The 23,113-nt window shown below is 44.5% G+C and carries 22 protein-coding genes; 13 read left to right on the top strand and 9 right to left on the bottom strand.

The window, feature by feature from the left end; all coding sequences use genetic code 11:
* Window positions 1-178: 178 nt before the first annotated feature.
* From JKJ11_RS21710 to JKJ11_RS21740, 7 genes are all read left to right on the top strand, one after another.
* Window positions 179-1,249, top strand: coding sequence for an ABC transporter ATP-binding protein (locus JKJ11_RS21710; RefSeq protein ID WP_006070814.1), 1,071 nt, complete (start codon window positions 179-181; stop codon window positions 1,247-1,249).
* Window positions 1,242-2,108, top strand: coding sequence for an ABC transporter permease (locus tag JKJ11_RS21715; protein WP_038227318.1), 867 nt, complete (start codon window positions 1,242-1,244; stop codon window positions 2,106-2,108). The genes JKJ11_RS21710 and JKJ11_RS21715 overlap by 8 nt, the downstream gene beginning before the upstream one ends.
* The gene (locus JKJ11_RS21720) at window positions 2,108-2,992 is read left to right on the top strand and encodes an ABC transporter permease (protein WP_006070810.1); all 885 of its coding nucleotides are present in this window, start codon (window positions 2,108-2,110) and stop codon (window positions 2,990-2,992) included. The genes JKJ11_RS21715 and JKJ11_RS21720 overlap by 1 nt, the downstream gene beginning before the upstream one ends.
* A gap of 39 nt (window positions 2,993-3,031) precedes the next feature.
* Entirely contained in the window at window positions 3,032-4,147 is a 1,116-nt protein-coding gene (locus tag JKJ11_RS21725; protein WP_252039174.1) for an extracellular solute-binding protein, read from the top strand.
* Between the two features lie 117 nt (window positions 4,148-4,264).
* Entirely contained in the window at window positions 4,265-5,365 is a 1,101-nt protein-coding gene (locus tag JKJ11_RS21730; protein ID WP_124941431.1) for an ROK family transcriptional regulator, read from the top strand.
* Between the two features lie 30 nt (window positions 5,366-5,395).
* Window positions 5,396-6,997 carry a hypothetical protein gene (locus JKJ11_RS21735; RefSeq protein WP_252039175.1) on the top strand — a complete coding sequence of 534 codons (1,602 nt, stop codon included), beginning with the start codon at window positions 5,396-5,398 and terminating at the stop codon, window positions 6,995-6,997.
* Complete coding sequence (locus tag JKJ11_RS21740; protein ID WP_252039177.1) at window positions 6,994-8,331, top strand: glycosyltransferase family 4 protein; 1,338 nt, start codon at window positions 6,994-6,996, stop codon at window positions 8,329-8,331. Before JKJ11_RS21735 ends, JKJ11_RS21740 begins: the two co-directional genes overlap by 4 nt.
* Window positions 8,332-8,391: 60 nt before the next feature.
* On the opposite strand, the gene JKJ11_RS21745 is transcribed toward JKJ11_RS21740, so the two are convergent.
* The 5 genes from JKJ11_RS21745 to JKJ11_RS21765 all read right to left on the bottom strand — a co-directional run bounded on the left by JKJ11_RS21745 (window position 8,392) and on the right by JKJ11_RS21765 (window position 12,971).
* Window positions 8,392-9,075: a DUF1868 domain-containing protein gene (locus tag JKJ11_RS21745; RefSeq protein ID WP_006070433.1), complete on the bottom strand. Its 684-nt coding sequence runs from the start codon at window positions 9,073-9,075 to the stop codon at window positions 8,392-8,394.
* Window positions 9,076-9,291: 216 nt separating this feature from the next.
* On the bottom strand, window positions 9,292-10,053 hold the full coding sequence (locus tag JKJ11_RS21750) for an iron ABC transporter ATP-binding protein (RefSeq protein ID WP_006070432.1): 762 nt from the start codon (window positions 10,051-10,053) through the stop codon (window positions 9,292-9,294).
* Between the two features lie 10 nt (window positions 10,054-10,063).
* Window positions 10,064-11,014, bottom strand: coding sequence for an iron chelate uptake ABC transporter family permease subunit (locus tag JKJ11_RS21755; RefSeq protein WP_038227327.1), 951 nt, complete (start codon window positions 11,012-11,014; stop codon window positions 10,064-10,066).
* Window positions 11,007-11,966 (bottom strand): ABC transporter permease, encoded by a 960-nt coding sequence (locus JKJ11_RS21760; protein WP_006070430.1) that lies wholly within the window; start codon window positions 11,964-11,966, stop codon window positions 11,007-11,009. The genes JKJ11_RS21755 and JKJ11_RS21760 overlap by 8 nt, the downstream gene beginning before the upstream one ends.
* Window positions 11,967-12,050: 84 nt before the next feature.
* On the bottom strand, window positions 12,051-12,971 hold the full coding sequence (locus JKJ11_RS21765) for a siderophore ABC transporter substrate-binding protein (RefSeq protein ID WP_006070429.1): 921 nt from the start codon (window positions 12,969-12,971) through the stop codon (window positions 12,051-12,053).
* A gap of 304 nt (window positions 12,972-13,275) precedes the next feature.
* On the opposite strand from JKJ11_RS21765, the gene JKJ11_RS21770 reads away from it, so the two are divergent.
* Both JKJ11_RS21770 and JKJ11_RS21775 read left to right on the top strand, forming a co-directional pair.
* On the top strand, window positions 13,276-13,992 hold the full coding sequence (locus tag JKJ11_RS21770; RefSeq protein ID WP_006070428.1) for a GntR family transcriptional regulator: 717 nt from the start codon (window positions 13,276-13,278) through the stop codon (window positions 13,990-13,992).
* A gap of 107 nt (window positions 13,993-14,099) precedes the next feature.
* Window positions 14,100-15,011 carry a DUF808 domain-containing protein gene (locus JKJ11_RS21775; RefSeq protein WP_006070427.1) on the top strand — a complete coding sequence of 304 codons (912 nt, stop codon included), beginning with the start codon at window positions 14,100-14,102 and terminating at the stop codon, window positions 15,009-15,011.
* Between the two features lie 23 nt (window positions 15,012-15,034).
* On the opposite strand, the gene JKJ11_RS21780 is transcribed toward JKJ11_RS21775, so the two are convergent.
* Together JKJ11_RS21780 and JKJ11_RS21785 are read right to left on the bottom strand one after the other, a co-directional pair.
* A complete protein-coding gene (locus tag JKJ11_RS21780) occupies window positions 15,035-15,364 on the bottom strand; it encodes a 2Fe-2S iron-sulfur cluster-binding protein (protein WP_124941434.1) in 330 nt (109 codons plus the stop codon).
* 102 nt (window positions 15,365-15,466) lie between these two features.
* Entirely contained in the window at window positions 15,467-16,432 is a 966-nt protein-coding gene (locus JKJ11_RS21785) for a nitrilase family protein (protein ID WP_124941435.1), read from the bottom strand.
* Between the two features lie 102 nt (window positions 16,433-16,534).
* On the opposite strand from JKJ11_RS21785, the gene JKJ11_RS21790 reads away from it, so the two are divergent.
* The gene (locus JKJ11_RS21790) at window positions 16,535-17,407 is read left to right on the top strand and encodes a LysR family transcriptional regulator (protein ID WP_252039179.1); all 873 of its coding nucleotides are present in this window, start codon (window positions 16,535-16,537) and stop codon (window positions 17,405-17,407) included.
* Here JKJ11_RS21790 and JKJ11_RS21795 read toward each other — a convergent pair.
* Window positions 17,404-18,561, bottom strand: coding sequence for a multidrug effflux MFS transporter (locus JKJ11_RS21795; protein ID WP_252039181.1), 1,158 nt, complete (start codon window positions 18,559-18,561; stop codon window positions 17,404-17,406). The genes JKJ11_RS21790 and JKJ11_RS21795 overlap by 4 nt on opposite strands.
* A gap of 97 nt (window positions 18,562-18,658) precedes the next feature.
* On the opposite strand from JKJ11_RS21795, the gene JKJ11_RS21800 reads away from it, so the two are divergent.
* From JKJ11_RS21800 to JKJ11_RS21810, 3 genes are all read left to right on the top strand, one after another.
* Window positions 18,659-19,423, top strand: a complete 765-nt coding sequence (locus tag JKJ11_RS21800) for an AraC family transcriptional regulator (protein WP_031493562.1) — start codon at window positions 18,659-18,661, stop codon at window positions 19,421-19,423.
* 305 nt (window positions 19,424-19,728) lie between these two features.
* Complete coding sequence (locus JKJ11_RS21805) at window positions 19,729-20,889, top strand: MFS transporter (RefSeq protein WP_124941439.1); 1,161 nt, start codon at window positions 19,729-19,731, stop codon at window positions 20,887-20,889.
* 139 nt (window positions 20,890-21,028) lie between these two features.
* Window positions 21,029-21,358 carry a DUF4870 family protein gene (locus JKJ11_RS21810; RefSeq protein WP_062456033.1) on the top strand — a complete coding sequence of 110 codons (330 nt, stop codon included), beginning with the start codon at window positions 21,029-21,031 and terminating at the stop codon, window positions 21,356-21,358.
* 33 nt (window positions 21,359-21,391) lie between these two features.
* On the opposite strand, the gene JKJ11_RS21815 is transcribed toward JKJ11_RS21810, so the two are convergent.
* Window positions 21,392-22,984, bottom strand: a complete 1,593-nt coding sequence (locus tag JKJ11_RS21815) for an ATP-binding cassette domain-containing protein (protein WP_252039183.1) — start codon at window positions 22,982-22,984, stop codon at window positions 21,392-21,394.
* Between the last annotated feature and the right edge of the window lie 129 nt (window positions 22,985-23,113).

A 23,113-nucleotide genomic window follows, 5' to 3' on the forward strand; every position in this document is an offset into this window, starting at 1 on the left:
ACTATTTACATGCGTCAGATCACACTATCCAACCTTTTTCATCAGTAAATCCGTCAATAACGCTTATCACGTGACCACTTTCACAGATCAATTAAATTAACTTAGTTAATATAATTGCAATAATGAAGCGCTAGACTCCAAATCTGTGCAAACTTCTACTGAAACGGAATGCAACTCAATGTCCCGATTAGAACTAAAAAATATCTGTAAAAATTTTGATGATTTTGTCGCATCTAAAGACATTAGCTTTGTGGCGGAAGAGGGAGAGATGGTTACTCTTCTTGGGCCTTCTGGCTGCGGCAAAACAACGTTGTTAAAAATGATCGGTGGTTTCCACACTCCCGATTCTGGTGAGATTCTAATTGGCGATGAAAACATCACTAATGTTTCTCCAGAAAAGCGCAATACCTCTATGTGTTTTCAATCTTACGCGCTTTTCCCTCACTTGAGCGTTGAGCACAACATTGCCTTCGGTTTGAACCAAAAAGGCGTAGCAAAAGCAGAACAGATTGAGCGCGTTCAAGAAGCCGTCGCACAGGTCGATCTGGGTGAACATTCTCATAAAATGCCAAGCGAATTGTCAGGTGGACAACAACAACGCGTCGCACTTGCTCGCGCGATGGTGACTCGACCTGCTGTAATCCTATTCGACGAGCCATTATCTAACCTAGATGCGAAATTAAGAGAGTCGGTTCGTTTTGAGATCCGCGAACTTCAAAAACGCTACAATCTTACTGCTATCTACGTGACACACGATCAGGCAGAAGCACTAGCCATGTCAGACAAGATCGTTGTGCTTAATCGTGGCCGTATCGAACAGATTGGTACCCCGGAAGACATCTACTATCGTCCAGCAAATCGCTTTGTTGCTGACTTTATTGGTGCCGCTAACATTCTACCTGCACAAGTAAACAAGACAGAGCAAGCCAACACTTACTCGGTCACAACAGAAATTGGTGATTTCATCGTTGAATCTGATGAACCACCAAAGTCAGACAATATTTTTGTTTGTTGGCGACCAGAAGACGCTCGCTTAGCTGAAGATAGCGATATCAACCGCTTCCAAGTGCGCGTCAATCAAATGGCTTTCATGGGTAATGTCACCGACCTTCTAGTGGAATCACTTAATGAAGTTCCACTAGAAATGCGTATTCAATTACCAAAACAGCCTAAGTTCCAAGATAACCAGTTAACATTCAGTTTGCCTAAAACTGGTATTAGGTTCCTTGAAGAGGTGCCGCATGACTAGTCTACGCACCCACTGGAAAACCTGGCTCATGCTATTGCCTGGCGTAGGCACCATCTTACTTTTGATGGGTTCAACGTTTTACATGGTGGTTGCCCAGAGCTTTGGTTTTCATAACATGATGGGAGAGAGTGGCTTCTCCACTGAATTTTGGCGTGATGCACTTGCTGACCCAACACTTCACAAGTCACTGATTTACTCTATTAAAGTATCAGTCATTGGCGCTCTTGGCGCGGTGTCTCTGGCCTACCCGCTTGTGCTCTGGCTACGTAAGCCCTTTACCGGTTCAACCACGATTACAGGTCTATTGCGCGCTCCTATGTTCATTCCAGGCTTGGTTGCCGCTTTCTTGTTGGTTAACGTGATTTCGTACCATGGTGTGGTTAACCAAGGCTTGATGTGGCTTGGCATTACTGAAAAACCGATTCGTATGCAAAACGACAACTTCGGTTGGGGAGTTATTATTCTTCAAATCTGGAAACAGCTGCCGTTTGCAATGATTCTACTTGCGGGTGCGGTGAACTCAATTCGAAATGATGTTCTCGATGCCGCCTCAGATCTTGGCGCAAACGCATGGCGTCGCTTCACTGGCATCGTGTTCCCACTATCTATACCAGCCCTGCAAGTATCTTTGATTCTAATTTTCATCGGTGCTCTAGGTGACTACTCGTTCTACTCGATTGCGGGTCCTAAGAACACTTACTCGCTATCTATGTTAATGCACATTACCTCAACAGAGTTTATGGAATGGAACAAAGGTGCTGTTGTGGCCGTCATCATCATGGTGACCGCTGTAATCGCCTCACTGGCTATCTCTCTACTGACTGCCCCACTAGCCACTAAGAAAGGGAAGCTGAAATAATGACTGCACTCGCCTCAACAGCAAAAGCACCACGCCGCAAACTGCCGAAAATAAGAACGGCAAATGGCAAACTGATCAACAAAATCGCTATTGGACTGTTTCTTGCGGTCAACTTCTTCTGGTTAGGTGTGCCATTTATTATGGCGCTCATCTGGTCACTCGTAGACCCGGAACACCCATGGAGCTATCCAGATGTTCTTCCACCGGTGATGTCATTCGGACGTTGGACAGACATGTGGGAAAACTCAGGTCTAGTGGAAGCACTAACTAACAGTTACTCGATTGCTCCAGCAGTCGCTCTTTTGACAGTATTGCTCGCACTTCCAACGGCTTACGCACTAGGCCGCAAGGATTTTCCGGGCAAGAAAGTGGCCGAAGTTGTCACACTTCTACCGCTTGTTATGCCGGGTATGATCATCGGTGTCTTCTTTAGCTCGATGCTGATCAACCTTAATTTGTCTAACGCCTACCTTGGCATTGTGATTGGCCATACGGTACTGGCTTTGCCTTATGCTATCCGTATTTTGTCAGCCAGTTTCAAAAGCGTTCCTCAAGATCTTATTGAGGCAAGCCGTGACTTAGGTGGCAGCCCTTGGACAACATTTAAACACGCGTATCTGCCAATGCTAAAACCTGGCTTATTGGCATCGTTGATCTTCTGTCTGGTGATCAGTATTGAAGAATTCAACATCGCCTTTGTTCTTGGATCACCGGATTATGTCACCGTACCGACCATCCTGTATTCCTACTTAGGTTACTCTTTCATCCGTCCAAACGCGGCGGTGGTATCACTCATCCTTGTGATTCCAAACGTAATTTTGATGCTCATTATCGAGCGTTTGCTTAAAGGCAACTATCTGGCGGACTCTACCGGTAAAGCCTAACTGTACCTACAACTATAAAGATATTAAGAGAATGGATTTATGAAAAAATTAGTTCTAACCGCAGCCATGACTGCACTTGCAGGTCTTTCTACCAATGCATTGGCTTATGACCTAAACGACATGACATGGGATGAAATTGTCGAGCAAGCGAAACAAGAAAAAATGGTGAACGCTTACATCTGGTATCTACAGCCTGAATTCAGAAAATTCTTTAAAGAATTTGAGAAAGAGTACGGCATTAAAGTTCGCGTGCCAGAAGGTAATGAATCAGGTAACCGCAATAAGCTACTTGCTGAAGCACGCCGCGACCAAGGCAGCATCGATGTGATGGCACTCGATACTGTGAAACTGCCGATGCTACTGCAAAGCAACGTCGTTTATGGTCCACTGACCGATATTATTCCGGGTAGCGAAAAGTTAAGAACTAATCTTGTTGGCGTCGACACTCAAGGTTATGCCTATGCGTTCTGGGGCAACCAAACAGGTTTTGCTTATGACCCAACTCGAGTCGATGAAAACAACCTGCCTCAGTCTTTTGATGACCTGACAACTTGGATCAAAGAACACAAACAACAGTTTGGTGTGAACGATCCAAACAAAGGCGGTGCAGGTAATGCCTTCATTCAACGTGCAATTTACTACGCATCAGGCAACAACGATGTCTACTTCCAAAATGAAATGGACAAGTCTGTAATTCCTACTTGGTCAAAAACGTGGGAGTGGTTTGAAGGTAATCAAGACAACATCGTTATTACCGCTTCAAATGCGGACAGCTTAACGCGCATCAATGATGGCGAAATCTCTATGGCACCAGCTTGGGAAGATCATCTAGCAGGTCTACAGAAAAAAGGGGCGATCACTAAACGTATCAAGTTCTATATTCCAGAGTTTGGTATGCCAGGTGGCGGTAACATCATCCTAATGCCGAAAAATGCTAAGAACAAAGCAGCGGCTGCGGTATTCATCCACTGGATTACGTCGGCACAAGCACAAACGAGCTTAAACGCAACGTTTGGTGCAGCACCGCAGCACCCAGATGCTGATGACTCCAACGCACTTATCGACAACGCACAGCGTAAGTACAGCTCTGAGTTCTTTACATCAGAGTACGCAACGGAAGCCAAGAAAGCATTTGTTCAAAACGTACTTATGTAACATTTTTGCCCGGTCTTTGGCCGGGCCTATTTGGTTTGAAGGTTAAATGTGTCAATGTATGTCATTGATTTAGCTTTCAAATCAAATAGAAAGAGATTTTCAGTTAAGGAAACACCATTGATAGATTTCGGAACAGACACACAGCGTTCAATTCTTGCATTGATCCGTCAACAAGCACCAACCACACGAGCAGCCCTTGCTGAGACCAGTGGTTTAACGCCTGCGGCCATTACAAAGATCACCAAGAAGATGCTTGATGAAGGTCTTATTGTCGTCACTGGTAAGCAACAGGGGGGCAGAGGTCAACCTGGTATTGAGCTAGGTATTAACCCTCAAGCAGCCTATAGCTTAGGGGTAAACATAGAGCTGGAAAAAATCAGCATTGAATTGGTAGACCTTGAAGGAGAAGCTATTTTCTCTAAAGCCATTCAAGGCATCTATTCAGACCCTCAAAGCGCACTTGAAGAACTATCTAGTCTTATCGATGTCACTTCTGTTGCCTTTGGTAGCGAGTTTTCTAAGCTAATTGGAGTTGGCGTTACGACCAGTTGCAACTTCAACAAAGAGTCTAACACCCTCACCATGCCTCCTCACTTAAAAGCCTGGGAGCAAATCGACATCAAAGCCGCGGTAGAAGCTAAATTCAATTTGCCATGCTGGATTGAGAACGACGGTATAGCCGCAGCATTGGGTGAATCTGTGCGCTCCCGCCGAAGTACTGGTGCGAACTTTTTCTATCTATATCTTGGTTATGGTATTGGTGGCGGCCACTTCTTTGAAGGCGAAGTATATCGCGGTGCACGAGGCAATGCGGGTCGCATTGGTAAGCTGTTTCCTGAGCGTGACAATCGTCCTTCTCTGTCTTGTCTGTATGAAAAACTAGGGCTATCGGAGCCTAGCGCTCACCGAGCCGATACGCTTGCGACTTTGTTAGAAAAGAAACCGGAAAAAGTGGTCGAATGGAAAAGTAATGCTCAGTTGCAACTAACGTCTGCGCTGCAAGCTATTCGCTCTATTTGCGATCCAAACGAGATCATCATTGGCGGTTTGTTACCACCACAATTAGTCGAAGAACTACACCTTGCTGCCATTGCATCCATTCAACAGTATCTCGAACCTGATGAAGCCATGCCTAACATTGTTCCGGCGGCCATTTCCGGTGACAAAATTGCAGCCACAGGTGCGGCTATGCTACCTCTATACAACCTCGCTTACTAAAACAACTAGCACGAAATAAGAACAACAACCATGAACACCAAATGTTTTCCAGAGCGAGTCTCTAACAACGTCACAAGCATGAATTCCCAATGTTGGGAGCCTATTGATATCGAGCCAAATCGTTACTTCAACCCATCAGTGGTGCCTGGCTACGAAATTAAACATGGCCCGAAAGGCAACCCTTTACATGGTTGTGTTGAGCCCGCCTTTGAACAAGGACTGGCACAACGATACCAACAGTTGAAACATGAAAAGCCATCTTTAAAGGTAAAAAGAGCGCATTTTGCAATGCCGCAGCTTGACGCTGCGCAACTTCCTAGCGCCTCGGATTACGAGCTAATTAGCGAGCCTCGTTCACTGTGTTCTACATCCGTTTCTATAGTGTTAGCACCACAAGCAGACATCGATAAAGCGCGCATTGGCTATCACTTCAAGGGCAATAAGCTAGAGGACCTGAGAGATCGACTTGAATCAGAAAACAATCTGGATGGGTTGATTGGTAACCTTGGCTACTTTATGACCAAAGAGCTTAATATCGGAGACCATATTTGGTCACACAGACGCCGCTTTCCAAACCCAGACCATCAACTGCCAGAAGTGCTGTCATACCTAGGTTTCTACTATTTCTCAGATGAAAATGGCAAGGTTGAAACTGCCGGTTTCCCAAGCGCCCATGATGCAGCTGTTGCCATAGATCGTGCAGGCAATGTGCAGATCGTTCCATCTCTGACTTTTCGCCAATTTAACGTCACTATTGGCGGAACAAACTTTGATGTTGATTGCTTTAACCCGTCGCTAGAGTCACTTTCACAGCACGATGTCGCTCTGTTTAATGTGAAGTTTCCGATGAAGCACCAAGGCGACCTAGTTGAGTTCTCTCCAATGCTTGAATTAGAAGGAAGAGTGAACCTGTTTCTAGCTAATCAAGGCGACGGCGTTAAGCCATTCGAAGAGGTTGTCGCGATATGGAATGGCACATGCCCTCTTCCTTCTTTCGGAACGCTAATATCCATTGAGGAGGGATATTTTGAATCGCTGTTCTCTGAGACACCTCAAGTCGGACAAGCGGTTAAGGTTATCCCTGTCGCAAACGAGATTGACCTTTGCGACTATAAACAGATTTTAGGTGGTCTAGTTCCTTCTGTTATTAACGGACAATCGTTGGTTCCAACTGGTCCTACAGTATCCGCAATGCAAGCAGAAGCCGCACTAGATGCTGTCGCCAACACCGATTCTCCTCTATCGCGTTCAGGAAAAGAAACCAACAATTTTGATGCGCTCATCCGAGAACCTTCTGGTCTATTTATCGAAACTGAAAACCACATCGGTTACCTGCTGTTTGATGGTCGACACGAGATGAGTATTGGCGCCAACATTGTTGACGTTGCCAACCTTGTTCAGCGTTTATCACAACCCGATATCGACTTCTTCGATGGTGAATCTGTCATTAACGCGATTTCCATCGACGGTGGCTCAGCGATGAAGGTATACGCCGCAAAAACAAGCACCACTGAAGCACCAACAATGGATTTACTTAACCGCGTTGCGGCCGGAGGTAGGAACGCTCCAGGAAACGATCCTCAAGGCCTCAACTTGTATTCAACGGTCATCTTGGAACTCAATAACGCATGAGAATACTACTAACGCACTATCGTGTTGGCGAAACCGACGGTGTTTCGCTAGAAATGGATAAATGGAAGTGGGCATTAGAGCAGCAGGGTCACCAGGTTTTCTATCTGGCAGGCAGTGCTGGAAATGTTAATGCTTCTTGTGTCGAAGCACTTCGTTATGAAGATGAATTGAACGCTAAAATTACTCACGACGCTTTTATTGAGCCTAAGTTTTTCACTAGCTCAGATGACCTACTCACTGCTATTTACACTCAAGCTGATGATATTGAGCACGCAGTAACAGCTATCATTCGAGACCTTGAAATAGATATTATCGTTCCTAATAATATCTTCGCAGTCGGGCACAGCCTCGCTGCCGCAATTGGATTGGAGAAAGCCATTCGCAACACTCATGTTAAAGTTGTCAATCACCATCACGATTTCCACTGGGAACGCGAGAAATTCGCTAAACCCGTGTACCCAGAAATCCAAGACATATTAGACGAATACTTTCCTCCACGTCGCGACGCCGACCAACACTGCGTAATCAATCAGATTGCTTTTGAGTCACTCAAGAACAAAACTGGCAAGCATGCCACCGTCGTCCCCAATGTGTTTGATTTCGACAACAGTCATTGGTGCCTTGACGACTATAACCGAGACTTGAAACAGAAAATCGGACTAACCGATAACGACATCGTCTTTCTACAAGCCACTCGAATCGTTGCACGCAAAGGTATTGAACTGGCGATTGACCTTATTGCGAAGCTCAATCGGCAACTGCCAAACTGGGTTGGACAAGCACTTTACAACGACAAAACCATCACTAAAGAGAGTCGAATTGTCCTTGTTCTAGCAGGTATGAACGAAGAACAAGAGTACTTTGATAAGCTGAAGCAAAAAGCAGATCAAAACAATGTGCAGATGCTGTTTATCAATGATTATATCGAACACAGTCGCTGTGAAATAAATGGCGAAAAATGCTATTCCCTCTGGGACGCTTATGTTCATGCGGATATTGTTACCTACCCGAGCTGGCTTGAAGGTTGGGGTAATCAGTTCTTAGAAGGGTTAGTGGCTAAAGTACCACAAGTCGTTTATCGCTATCCTGTTTATGAAACCGATATTGCGCAGTTCAACTTCAATATCATCGATCTTGGAGAGAACCATTCGTGGGATTCACAAGGCTTAGCCACGATATCTGATGAACAATTGTCACTGGCTGCTGAGCAAACCAAACAATATCTATTTGATGCAGAGTACCGCCAGGAAGCGATGAATGACAACTTTGTTATTGGGCAAACGCATTTGTCTTATCGAGCACTTGGCGAAATTCTAGGCAAGGTCTTTAATTGAGTTAAGGTGGGATGAAAAAACGGAGTCGATAGACTCCGTTTTTTATTATATGTCAGTAAGTTACTTTTCCAACGACAACAGTTTTACTGGTTTGAACTCAAACATGTCCTCAAAGACACAGAACTCCACCGCGCCATGAGTAAGCACTCCAAAAGACTGATTGAGCCTTTCTTCAATACGCTGGCAAGTTTGCTCCAATTCGGCTTGTTGCTTTTCGTCAAGATTAATAACCTTGTAACTTAGCGTAATATGGAAGTGGTACTCATCATGCGTTGGGTGACGAATACCTGTCAGTTCACTCAAATTATCACGACATACTTTAAGTGCAGACTTAGTTTCGTCGTTCGCAGGCTTAAGCCTTAATACAGTTCCGCCCGCGCGACTGTTGTACACGTAATCAAACTTCATTTGGAAGTTAGGTGTCGCAGCAGCCTCTTGTAACCAAGCTTGGAAACTTTCTGTTGCCGATTCAATATTCACATCTTCGGCCAACTTTGAGCTCCAGTGTGTCGTCTCTCGAATCTGATCGCACAGACCTTCAATAACCGTCATATGCATACTAGCTTCTGGCAAGAAGGCATAGTTAGTCGCGCACTTCATCGCTTTTAACTGCTGCTGTGCCCATAACACTTCTTGGTATACCGGGCTGGTTTTATCAACGTGACAAAGGAAGGTGTTGCCGGGGAATCGGCGAACGGTGCCGTCCTCATTAAATTTGACACCGACAGACGGAGCATAATTCATAGGGTTCTCTCCAAATTGTTTCTATTGACACATTCTATAGCAATTAAATTAACCTAGTTAATTTAATTGCTATCATCGTGGTAATTTTGTGAGCGCTGCATAATTCCGCGTCAATGCACTAGGCAGTCCATATTGTGAATACTAAAAAGCGCCCCAAATGGGACGCTTTGAATTCTTGTATTTCGTTAACACGGTAAGATTTTACATCGTGCTCGATCAACTATTGAAGTACAAACACACTCGACGACCATCTACGTCGCGGATATCAAATGGGATCTCGTAGATGGATTCCATGATCTCTTGCTGCACTACTTCTTCGACTTTACCCGATTTAACCACCTGCCCTTTTTTCATCGCCACAATGTTGTCCGAGTAACAGGATGCAAAGTTGATATCATGAATCACAATAACTACAGCTTTGTTGAATTCATGAGCCAGTCTGCGCAGCGTATGCATGATCTCTACAGAGTGTTTAATATCTAAATTGTTTAACGGTTCATCAAGGAACACGTAGTCTGTGTCCTGAGCGACAACCATAGCGATAAACGCCATTTGACGCTGACCGCCACTGAGTTGGTCGAGGTATTTATTTTGGATCTCTTCAATACCTAGATGCCCTAGTGCTTTATCGATAATTTTATTATCTTCATCGGTTAGTCGACCTTGAGAATGTGGAAAGCGACCAAAAGAGACCAACTCTCGGATCGTGAAGCGCATGTTGATGTTGTTTGATTGGCGCAGTACCGCTAAGTGTTTAGCCAGTTCTTTGGTGTCCCACTGAGCGAGCAACTTGTTTCCAATCACAACTTCACCCGCATCACTCTCCGTGAGGCGACTTGCCATAGACAATAGAGTACTTTTACCGGCACCATTTGGGCCAATAATTGACGTCACTTCACCTTTAGGAAATAGTGCATCGGCATCCTTAACAACAAATGTCTTCCCGTACTTTTTACTTAGACCTGTTAACTTAATCACTTCATTACCCTTAATTAATTCTGTTTCTTAGTAGTAAGAACAGGAAGTAAGAACCACCTACGAGGTTAATAATCACGCTGATCGTGGTTTCGAATGCGAGAACTTTTTCTACGAACCATTGACCGCTAACTAACAGTAATACCGCGAGTAAACTGCTCGCGATAATAAGAAAGCGATGCTGATAGTGATTGAACATTTCTCGGGTCAGACTCACTGTAATAAGTCCGAAGAACAGGACAGGACCCACCAGCGCCGTTGAAATCGCGATCATAATAGTAATCAAGATCATAATCCGCTGAGTAAGCTGTTTGGTGTTAACACCCAAACTGGTCGCATTATCAATGCCTAACCACAACACATCCAATTTCGGAGCATAGTAGAACAGAATCGCCAAACAGAGAGACAGTGGAATCAAACTCCAGTACACCAGCTTAGCGTTGACGTTATTAAAGCTCGCGAACATAGAACTCTGGATGGAAGCAAACTCATTTGGATCAACCAACATCGTCAAGAAACCTGTGACGCTGCTGAACAAACTTCCGCAGACAATACCAATGAGCAATAAGGTAAACACATTGCTATCCTGGCGTTTGAAATAGAAATGGAACAACAACAGTGAAAAACCAATCATCACTGCAGTGGACAACATAAAGTTGCTCATCGCATGGATAACCCAAAAGCTTGTACTGCCTAGAATAACCACCATTAGCACCTGTACCATAAGATACAAGCTATCAAACCCGAGTATGGATGGCGTTAAAATGCGGTTATTGGTAATGGTTTGGAATACCAAAGACGATGCTGAAATCGCAACGGCCGCCAGAATAATGGCCAATACTTTAGGAATACGACGAGACAAGAAAAACTGGTAGTTATCCGCTGTCAGCCCCTGTCCAATAAACCACGCAATGATCGCCAAACAACCTGCGATAAGTAGAGTTACTTTCAACGAATCACGCATTGGCTTTATCTCTCAACACCAGATAAATAAACACAGCACCACCGAAAATACTGATGATCATCGAGATTGGCATTTCATAAGGGAAAATAATTAAGCGACCTAAGATGTCACAGGCGAGAACCAGAATAACGCCCCAATACGCCGTCCATGGTAGAATGCGCTTCATATTGTCCCCCATAAATAGAGAGACAATGTTCGGTACGATCAGCCCTAAGAATGGAATCACACCAACAATCATTACCACTGTTGATGAGCTCACCGCCACCAAAATAACGCCAATGAAAACGATTTTTTGGTAATCGAGACCTATATTCTTAGCGAAGCTCTCACCGACACTAGCCGCGCTAAACTGACGTGCATATAAATACGCAAGTACGCATGCTGGAACCGCAAGATACAGGATTTCGTAATTCCCTTGCAGCACACTCGCAAAGTTAGCCACCGTCCAAGAAGACATGGTCTGCACTAGGTCGTGCTTATAGGCAATAAAGGTTGTCAGTGCGGATATCACATTGCCATACATAATTCCGATAAGAGGTACAAGAACCGCATTCTTGAATTGCAATCGTTGCAAGAATTTCACAAAGATCAATGTGCCTGCAACGGCAAAAAAGAAGATAACACCAAGATGCATCCACTGACTGGCACCACCCAAAAAGATGAGCCCAGCAACGTAGCCTAAAAGAGCGCAATCGATAGTGCCTGTCGTTGATGGAGAAGCGAAACGGTTTTGCACGATCTGTTGCATGATAAGACCCGCAACGCTAAGACCAGCACCAGCCAGAATTATTGCTAGTAGTCGCGGAACTCGACTGACAACATAGATGGAATAAGCATGTTCATCGCCACGGAACAAGTCCGCAATGGACACGTGAGCAGCACCGAGTACGAGGGAACTAACCGCTAATGCGACCAGTAATGTGCATGCAAGAATGTATTTATGGATGGTCATTGAGAATGTGATGGCCAGTAATTAACAACAAGAATTAGAAAAGTCTCTCCTAGAGAACTAAGAGAGACTTTTTGAATACTTTAATTAGTTCAGAGCTTTATCGATATCAGCAATCATGGTCTGTGTAGCGGTTACACCACCACCTGAGATATACCAAGCATTTGGATTGATATAGACGATTTTTTTATTTTGCGCCGCAGGCGTTGAGTTCACTAGAGGGTTGTTAAATAACTCTTTCGCTTTACCCACACTGCGACCAATGGCTTGTTCACGGTCTAAAATGAAAATAACTTCAGGCTTTGCATCAGCCACATATTCAAATGAGATCAAGTTACCGTGAGACCCTTGGATCGGCGCTACATTTTGACTAGTCGATTCACCAAAACCAAAATCATCAAATACGATAGAAAAACGGCTACCTTTGTTGAACATCGCTACGTTGTTGCCATTGTTCATCAACATAAGTGCGTCCAAATCTTGCTTGGAAACCGCCTCAGCTGCTTTATCAAATTGAGCTTGAGTCTCTGCGATTAACTTTTCTGCTTCCGCTTCTTTATCAAACAGTTTGCCAAGCATACGCCAGTTTGCTTGCGTATCTTGCCAATACTCACCGTTATCAACATAAAACATCACTGTTGGCGCAATTTTATTTAAGTCATCGTAAACGCGAAGCATGCGGTTTTCAGCGATAATCACATCAGGTTTCAACGTGAAGATAGCTTCAAAATCAGGCTCGCTTACTGAACCTGTATTCCCCGTCGACGCTTTGTACTGCGCTAAATAGTCTGGAAGCAATGAATGTGGAGCACCAACTGGTTGTACACCTAAACGGTCTAGAACATCTAAGCTACCATTACCTAACACCACTACTCGCTTAGGGGTTTCATCAAACTCTGCTGTGCCTTTGAAGTGCTGAATAGTTACTGCACTTGCGTTCGCAACCATGGCGAAGCTGGCCGTTAGTGTCAGCGCGACACGCTTGATGAAACTCATAGACTGACTCATTCCGTTTTCCTTATATATTTTATGGTTATATTAAACAGAATCATTATCACTTACGATCAAATGGGAATCAATATCATTTTCATAGCTAATTGCATTTTTATTGTTATAACGCAAAGAAATACGGATTTTTAGCTCAATGGTGTAACCAGTGATAATCATTGGCGGAAAGACAAACAAATAAGAGGCAAGAAGAAAACTCGATCAATAACAATATAATTTAATAAATATAACCATATTGTTTTAACTGGTGGTTTTTTTGGCTTAGTATGAAGAATGTTTATCATGTTGCGAGAATCTATTCACTATGTCCACCACCAAAGCTAAGTATTCTGATATCTATCAGGCGATCAAGGAGAGGATTCTCTCTGGACAGTACACAACTAACCAAAAATTACCTGGTGGTAGTGAGTTAGCAGTAGAATTCGGATGCAGCGAGCTCACCATAAAGAAAGCACTCGATATTCTTGTCACCGACGGTTTAGTGGTGAGAAAACGAGGGTCTGGCTCGTATGTGAAACGTCCTCTTGGTAACTCCGGTTATAAGCATCTTTACGGCACCAAAGCCAATGTGCAAGACAGTGGTCAAACCCTAACCACAAAAGTACTGGAGTTCTCCGTCGTCCCTGCAGACACCTTCTTAGCAGAGAGATTGAACTGCGACATTGAAGATATGTTGTACAAAACAACGCGGGTACGCATCATTGATGACATACCGGGTGCGGTTGAGGAGACTTATATGCCTATTAATGTCATTCAAGGTTTAAAGCGTGAACATGCCCAAGATTCTATTTATAGCTATATCACAGACACACTAGGTCTCAAGATCCACAGTTCAACGATGGAAATCACGGTCGTCAAAGCGAATGAGTTTTATGCCACTGAGTTAGACATAAAACTAGGCGAACCTTTAGTCAATGTAGAACAGATTGTTTACCTCGATAATGGCGAAATTTTCGAGTACTCCAATGTGAAGCATCGATGGGAAGGTTACAAGTTCGCCACTAACTTTGTGAAACTGTAAGACTTATCTGGTTGAACACCGACATTTGCTTGCTAGCTTGTTAAAGTCCTAATTAGTGTTACATTTGCTTACAGGCATGACGACTTTTTCGCAAACAGGTAACGCTTATGGCTGGTTTGAGTCTATTAACTCTTCTCGATGATATTACTGCGGTATTGGACGATGTTGCGCTGCTCTCAAAAGTAGCAGCAAAGAAAACCGCTGGGGTATTGGGTGACGATCTCGCCCTTAATGCCCATCAAGTTTCTGGCGTTTCCGCCGAACGTGAAATCCCTGTTGTGTGGTCCGTCGCGAAAGGATCCTTTAAGAACAAATGCATTCTTGTACCCGCCGCGCTCATTATCAGTTTTATTGCTCCTTGGCTGATCAATCCATTATTGCTGCTTGGGGGGCTGTTTCTCTGCTACGAAGGTGCTGAGAAGATTCTGGAAAAGCTGTTCCACAGCAAAGAACACACTGATGATCAAACCACACCGGATCTTGGTGGTGACTCCGTTGAGGAATACGAGAAAAAGAAAATTGCCGGCGCGATTCGCACTGACTTTATCCTATCAGCGGAGATTATAGTTATTGCTTTAGGGACGGTCCAAGGACAGTCCACCAGTATCCAAATCATGGTGGTTAGTCTGATTGCCGTTGTAATGACTATTGGAGTATATGGACTGGTTGCGGGTATTGTTAAACTCGACGATTTAGGTTTTTACTTAGAACGAAAGTCTCAAGGAAAAGGACTATTATCCAGCATTGGTAGAGGATTGATTGCCTTTGCCCCTAAACTGATGCGCACGCTCACTATCGTTGGTACTGCGGCTATGTTCTTAGTGGGCGGAGGTATTGTTGTCCATAACGTACCCGCCATTCACCATCTTATTGAACCTATCATCATGGATATTCCCAACCTATCCGTTGCTCAAGCCATTATCCCAGCTCTGCTCAACGGCGTTATCGGTATCATCGCAGGCCTCATTGTTGTGGCTGTATTTAGCGTAATCGGCAAACTTAAAGCCGCCGCTTCTTAACAATTAACTGAGATTGTAGCTGACTAACAGCTACAACCGCATGATGACGTATCACCCGACTTCACTTGCTGCTTGAAATTTTGCAGCGACGCTTTTCGGATTTGGTCGAGGTCTCGACGCTTAACTATCACTTCTGTATTCGACTTAGGCTTACTTGAACAAGCATAAGTTTGCTGGCCATCCACTTCAACCAAACACGCTTTACAGCAACCATGCTTGCGTTTATTTTTCAAACATGGAGCGGGGATCCTTACCCCTACTCTGCTCGCTAATTCGACTAAGTTCTTTTCTGAAGCACCAATAACTGTCGTTTGACCATCAATAGCCAAGGTGGCAGGTTTAATCTGAAACATATTTCTCAACTGTTCTGTTTTAACTCTCTTAATAAGACGAAGCAAAATCAAAAAAGACGACCAATTCTCGAAATATTATTCAATTTAGTGTTTAGAACAAGTTCAGATCTTATCTCGCGAGAATCTCGCATGATAAGGGTCGAGCTCATTTCCCTGCTTTTCGGTTAGCTCTTGGTATAGCTCTGGCCTGCGACCGCGAATCCAGCGACGGCCAGTACACATTTCTAATTCCTGACCGTCCAGTACAGCGACAACCATGTCGTCATCAAGACTCTTTGACTCAGTAATCACTTCACCATAAGGGTTAAGAATCATCGCGTGTCCCGTGCGCACTTCATTCATGTCCACACCAACCCCATTACTAAATACTACAAATAGTCCATTATCATGAGCTCTAGCAGGCAACCAGCGCATTAACCAAGCACGGCCTTTCCTACCTTGCATTTCATTGTAGATAGTCTGTGGATCTTGATGTCGATTATGCCAAAGCTGAGGATCAATCAGCCCCATAGCATTTGGGCTTCGAGAGTCGCAACCGCCTGTTTGATGGGGCGCAATTAAGATATCCGCTCCTTTTAACGCCGTGATTCTCACGTTTTCAACCAAGTTGTTATCCCAACAAATCAGGATTCCAACCTTACAGCCGTGAGGGGTGTCAAACACCGTATACTCATCGCCACTACTCATATGGGGGCTGACAAATGTATGCAGCTTTCTGTGCTTTTGAACCACACCGTTCGGCATCACAAACACGTAGGTGTTGTATAACTGACCGCACTCACCCTCTTCAATCAGCCCCGCGCCAATACTCATATTATGACGTTGTGAGAGTGCCAACAGTGCTTGGCTCGTGTCGCCCGATGGCACAGGTTCTGAGAGTTCAGAAATCTCATCACGAGTAAGCGCTGAAACATGCCAGTAACCAGTAACGCACATTTCGGGAAAGCTGATGATATCTACCTTGTTAGCAGCGGCTCGAGTCACAAATTGCTCTATTATCGCTAAATTGGCAGATTTATCTCCCGACTTATGATTGAACTGAACTGAGGCTATTTTTACCGACTTCATACTTTCTCCTTATGAGAGCTTAACAGTGAAGTCACAGTGTAAAAAATACTGTTGATTCCGTATAATGAATTTAAATCCACAATTTGATTACCATTTGGAATCATGAATATCGACCTTCTAAAAGCGTTCGTGACCTTGGCTCGCAGCGATACCTATCGCAGTGCTGCTGAGGCACTGTTTATCACTCAGTCAGCATTGACGAAAAAAATATATCGGCTAGAGAGTGATATTGGCGCGACCTTATTTGACCGTAATCGAGGCGGGACGAAATTATCCATTGTTGGAGAGTGCCTGCTCCCCGAAGCGAAGCGCGTCATTGCGAGCGCTGAGAAGTTTGATCAGTTATCCAACCAAGTTGCAGCTGGGCAATCCGGTTATCTTAATGTTGGCTTCGGTATTTCGAGTTTTGACATTGCGCCTCGACATATCTCCGAGTTCAAGCAGCGTTTCAGCGATGTCCATGTCACGCTTAACGATCTCCCATCTCAGACACAGACAGAGCAACTCCTGTCAGGCGAGTTGCATATCGCCTACTCACGCCTCCCATGTGAAAGCAGTCTATCTTCAATCACACTCTCCAGTGATCGACTTTGCGTAGCGGTCAACCGCAGCCATAGTGAGTCGTCACTGACGTCTATACTTACTTCTCTTCCCTACTTAGCATTGAGACCAGAGCGAGGAATGGGGTTACACCAACAGATCTCAAAGGTTGCTGGAGAGCTAAATTGGCAGTTCACACCAAGCCAATTTGCCGATGATATCTTGACCCTGCTGTCATTGGTTAAAGCCAATATAGGATTTGTCATTGTTCCAGAAAGTGCACGCTCATTGGTTGATGACACGATACGTTTCCTCCCGATCCCCTCGACAGATAATCATTGGGATATTGGCGTTATTTGGAACCCCGATGTTATCAATCCGGTAAAAGACCGCTTTCTCGATATGTTGAAAGAAAACGGCCTTATTCTAGATTAAAGTTGACGATGGACTTTGAAGCATAGAGTGACGATCATAAGCATTGAGACCGCAACAAGTGATAACCCTAAGTTAGCCACTGCACTTGATGCCGATAATCCAACAGCAATCAGTATGTAGTACAGCAGACCTAAAATCGCACTCGCACTACCAACCGCTTGTTTGTAGTTCACTAACGCTTGACTTAGTACGTTAGGAATACCAACACCAAACGCCATAACCACGACCATCATAGGCAGTAAGAACCATAGGCTGTCTTGCGTCATGTAAACACCTAAAGAGCCCAAGGCAGATAAAGTAACAGCCAATTTGATTAACGATGCCGAGGTTCTACCTTTGGTGAGAAGCCGTTTGTTTATAGAGCTGCCTAAAAACGTTCCAAGTGCCAATACCACACCTGAGTATCCGAACTGTTGAGCGTCAAAACCCAGTTCACGAAATAAAAACGGGCCAATCTGGTAATAGTTGAATACTACGATATTAAAACCAGCGACCAATAGTGCCGACACCCAGATATGTTTATCAAGCAGCATCTGTTTAGCAGTCTGGGTTAAGGACGTTTTGCGCGACTCTTGGCAGCCTGTTTCTGGCAATCGTAACGCACTTTTACCAAGCAGTATCACCGCCAGTAGGCATAGCGCCCAAAATACGTAGGTGTGTCCGCCTAACTGGGTGAGCTGTCCGCCTACGAACATGCCAACAACCGGACTAATGGCGATGCCCATCCCCATTAAAGAAAATACTTTCCCTAATTCCTCACCGGAGAATTTATCACGCAGCATGGTTTGTGTGACCACTGAGCCTGCTGCTGCGCCAAAAGCACTAATAGCACGAGCGACCAACAGCATCTCGAACGATGTCACAAATACGGCCGTAAAAACACCGATAGCGTAGGTTGTTAAACCCAATAGCATACTTGCTCGACGTCCTAATACATCAGACAGAATACCCCAAGCTACAACTCCTATTGCAAATGCATAAAAATACGTTGCAATGGTTGCTGCCGCGAGACTATCACTCACCCCAAAATGTTGCCCAATATCTCCTAGCGCCGGGCTGTAGATAGTTTCAACAATTTGAGGAAACATAATAAGTAGTACCATTAACCACAAAGCGGGTTTCGCTGTTTCCCCATATTTCGTTTGTTGAATCATTGTGATTCCTCCTCTTAATTTGATGTTGAGGAGTTTAGCCTTAATGGATTTTGTACTAATATCATCATAAGAACAAAAAACATCGAAAATAAGACAAATGGCACTAATTGATCACCAGACACGTTTCGATGCTGACGCATTGAGTGCACCTGTTATTGGTATTGCAGCAAGAGTGGGCAAACATGATTCAGGCATGCACCAGCATCAGAAAGGACAACTGCTCTACGCACCTCAAGGTTGCATGACTATCGAACTTCAAGGATGTCGTTCGGTTTTGCCGCCAACTCAAGCCGCTTGGATACCACCAAACACAGAACATCGAGCGAGCATGAATAATGTCGTCGAGTATCGCTCGCTATACTTTGATACCAACCTGTTTATTAGTGCCCCAGACACCATACAGTACCTTACCGTAAACGAGCTGTTGAAAGCCTTGATTGATAGAATGAGCTTTTGGTCTTGGGACATTAGTATCGAACAAACCCGCAACACCACAGCGCTGTTTTGGGAAGAGTTTCAATTAGCGTTAGCAGAGGTGCACCTCTTACCTATCCCCAGCGATCCGAGAGTCACGGGCATCTTGAATCATTTTTTGACCGGAGAGCAAAGCCTCCCTTCACTAGAGGAATTTTCCCGTCATGTGGGGGCCAGCAGCAAAACCGTCAGTCGAATTTTCGCTAAAGAAACCGGTATGAGCTTTCAAGCTTGGCGACAACAATGGCGGTTGCAGCGAGCCACAGAGCTATTGGCACTGGGGCAAAGTGTTCTAGATGTTTCTTATACTTTGGAATTTTCAAGTGACAGTGCTTTTATCGCTTTCTTTAAACAACATATGGGGATCACCCCCAAACAGCTCTTTTAGTGTCGGAAAATAATATTCCATGATTTAATTTTTTGATAAAGCACTGATATTTCCGCCAAACATTCACAACGAGATTTTCCTAGACTACTCAATAAAAACAGTATGTTAGCTTATTAAACATTAGCTACATTTATACTTCGCTTCAACGATAACTAATGCCAATACATCGATAAATATTTGTTGTCGTTATGGTCATTTTTTTTAGTTTTACTCCTCCTCTTTCAAGCCTCATAGTCGCGGCGAAAACCTAATCAATTTCTCAATTCTGTTTCGATTTTCCAACGACTATTTAGGAGGCTCTGCTAGTGGAAAACACACCTGATTTCGCAGTAAAAACTGGCTTTAAAGTACCTGTTATTGCGCTATCACTTTATGCCGTCGCATCAGGTTATTTGATGAGCTTGATCCCGCTTATGCTGGGTGAATACGGTATTGATGCAAGCAACGCAAGTTGGCTAGCAAGTGTGTTCTACGCGGGTCTTTTAGTTGGTGCTGTTGTTATTGAACCGGCGGTAAAGCATATCGGTCACCGTATCGCATTTATTGCCTGTCTAGCGCTATTTATCGCTACGATCGTTGCGTTGCCACTGATGCCTGTCGCATGGGCTTGGCTGATTGCACGCTTTGTTGCAGGTATTGCTGTCGCGGGCGTCTTCGTTATCGTTGAGTCGTGGCTGCTAGTAGGTGATGAATCAAGCCGTGCCAAACGTCTTGGCCTCTATATGGGTTCGCTCTATGGCGGCTCAGCACTAGGTCAGCTTGGGATTGGTTTTATCGGTGTTCAGGGTAGTCTGCCATTTGTGGCGATTCTCTCTATGCTAAGTGCAGCTATTCTGGTTCTGATGTTCGTTCCAACACAGCAACCACAGAGTGCTCACTCGGCGACACTATCGTTCAAACAAATTGCAAAACTGAACCATGCTGCAATCATCGGCTGCATTGTTTCAGGCTTAACCCTTGGATCTATCTATGGTCTGATGCCTGTAGAGTTAACGCACCGCGACGTGTCACAAAGCAGTTTAAGTGCATTAATGGCCTTAGTGATCCTTGGCGGTATGGCAGTACAAACACTAGTACCTCCACTACTTAAAATAGCGGGTCGCACTCCTCTAATGGGCATGTTCTGTTTATTGGGTGTATTTGGTGTCGGCCTAGTTATTCTCAGCGATGACCTGAGTGTACTGGCGATCAGCTTATTCTTAATTGGGATGGCGACGTTCGCCCTGTACCCGATTGCTATTAACTTAGGCTGTGACAAATTGGACGAGAGTTTTATTGTCTCTGCAACGCAAGTTATGCTGTTTTGCTACAGCATCGGCTCAGTCGCTGGTCCGGTACTTGCGGATTGGTTTATGGACGGTACACAAGGTTTGATGGCTTATTTACTTGCAACCATGATGGCAACCGCTATCTATATGTTCATTGCCAGTATTCGTACCAAGAAACACTTGGTGGCTGGCGAGTAACATCACACTTTAAGTTCATGTACAGCGTAAACAACAAAGCGGCTTTCAAGGCCGCTTTGTTACTTTGAAACCTTCAGTTTCATCTCTGGTTCATGTTTTAAGTACTATAGTTAAATCAAGTCATTACAGGGGAACGATTATGCTATCCGAACAAGATCAACAAACTAAAACTAACGCCATTGTCGCTTACGCCTGTTTACTTTTAGGAAGTTTCACTGGCATTTTCTATCTCGTTGGCGGTATCTGGGCCATGCTTAAGCGCAGTTCCTCAGCAGGTAGTCCGTTGGCTGATCACCTCGAAAACGCAGTACAGACATTTTGGGTCTCCATTATTTTGACGGTCGTGGGTATCTTCTCCATGCCGCTGTTTGGCATTGGCTACTTAATACTTGTCGGGACATCCGTTTGGGTCATCTATCGCTGTGTGAAAGGACTCGTTAGGGTGCTCGACAATCAAGGTTACAACTAAAAAAGAGAGGCTCGATTGAGCCTCTCTTTTTCGTCAGTCAGTTAGGGCAATGACTTTGTCTATCCTTAACTGCTCTATGAATCCCATATCATGACTGACAACTAACACAGTCCCTGCGTAGCCGTTAATAGCAACAATCAACTGTTGTTTTGCTTCGAGATCCAAGTGATTATCCGGTTCATCCAATAACAGGGTAGCCACCTGTTTTTGGTGCGAAGCAATCAACATGGCTAGCTTCATTTTCTCGCCACCACTGAGTTGCTCGACTTTGTCATAGACTTTGTCTCGCCTAAAACCGATGCCAGCTAATAGAGTACGAGCAACAGGAATTGTCATCTCATTACACCCTTCACACACAGCGTCAATCAGCGCTAAATCACCGTTAAGTATAGAAAAGTGTTGATCTAAGTAAAAACACTGCGTATTGACTCGAAGCCCATCAGTCACATCACTTGAGTTTTGGCTAACAGCGAGTACTCGCTTTAAAATGGTCGACTTACCCGAGCCATTACGACCTTTTAGCCACGCATGCTCGCTGGTAAGCACCGTCGCACGAATCGGTACACCAAGCACATTAGCATGCTGAAATGCGTCAAACGCGATGGCTGTCTTACCCTTCGTTTGAACCACTCCGGTGTACCATTTCTGCGCTTTATTCTGTTCTATTTGATCCGTCACTTGCTGAAGTTTTTGATCCAAAACCGCGAACTGGCGTTCACTTTGAGCGGCAATCGCGGCGTTAGCATTCTGTGCGCCTTGCTTTTTACCATCCATCAGTATTTTTGGCTGGCTACCACTCGTCCTTTGCGCTTTACCTCTTGTCGCGAGTTTTTGAGCTGTGATTAGCCGTTGGTGTGCTTTCTCTGCTTTTACCTTTCTCTCCTTAATCAGTGATTTTGCTTTGTCCTGCAACGCTTGCAGATGCTCATTTTTGTGAGCTACGAATGTTTGGTAGTTGCCTCCATAACAGGTAATACCTAACGAGTTCAGCTCGAGTATTTTGTCAACGTGATTGAGGAACGCAATATTGTGGCTTACTACCAGCACCGGTCTGTCTATTGTTTTCAATTGCTTCACTAACCAATCAACATGCTCAGAATCTAAATGGTTAGTAGGCTCATCAAGAACTAATGCGTCATAATCTTGCTGCAGTAGTACATAAAGCCTTAATACCGCACGTTGCCCACCACTTAATTGCGCGAGTTTGATATTGAGATCGGTAGGCAAACGCAGTTGCGTGAGTAGCCTTGCTAATTGTTCAGCAAGATCCCATTCATCATCGGCAATCATGTCAAACCAATGACAAGAGCTATCACCTTGCTGAATGTGCTCAAGGGCGAGCAACTTTTTTTCCACACCTAATAGTTGAGCAATACTTTGAGACAAGTCTGATTCACTTTCTAATTGGTTATGGAAGCCAACAGATCTGATCTGGTTCCCCCACTCCACTCGCCCTTCAGACGGTGGGGTTAATTTAGCGAGGATCTGCGCCAAATGACTCTTGCCACTGCCATTTTTTCCTACTAACGCTGTGATGCCTTCTTCAGTTGAGAAGCTAATCGATGAAAATAGTCGGTCTCCATCAGGAAACTGCTTTGAGATTGAAATTGCATGAAATGCAGTCATACATCCTCCTTTACAGAGCATGTGACGCTTGGCAGATAGTACTATTTCAAGTCAGCTATATGCTGATGATAGAGATGTGTAGATAGAACGAGCCAACGCCCACTAACTCTGCGATTTCAAAAGTTACTT

This window comes from Vibrio sp. SCSIO 43133 (assembly GCF_023716845.1).
GTDB classification, from domain to species: domain Bacteria; phylum Pseudomonadota; class Gammaproteobacteria; order Enterobacterales; family Vibrionaceae; genus Vibrio; species Vibrio mediterranei.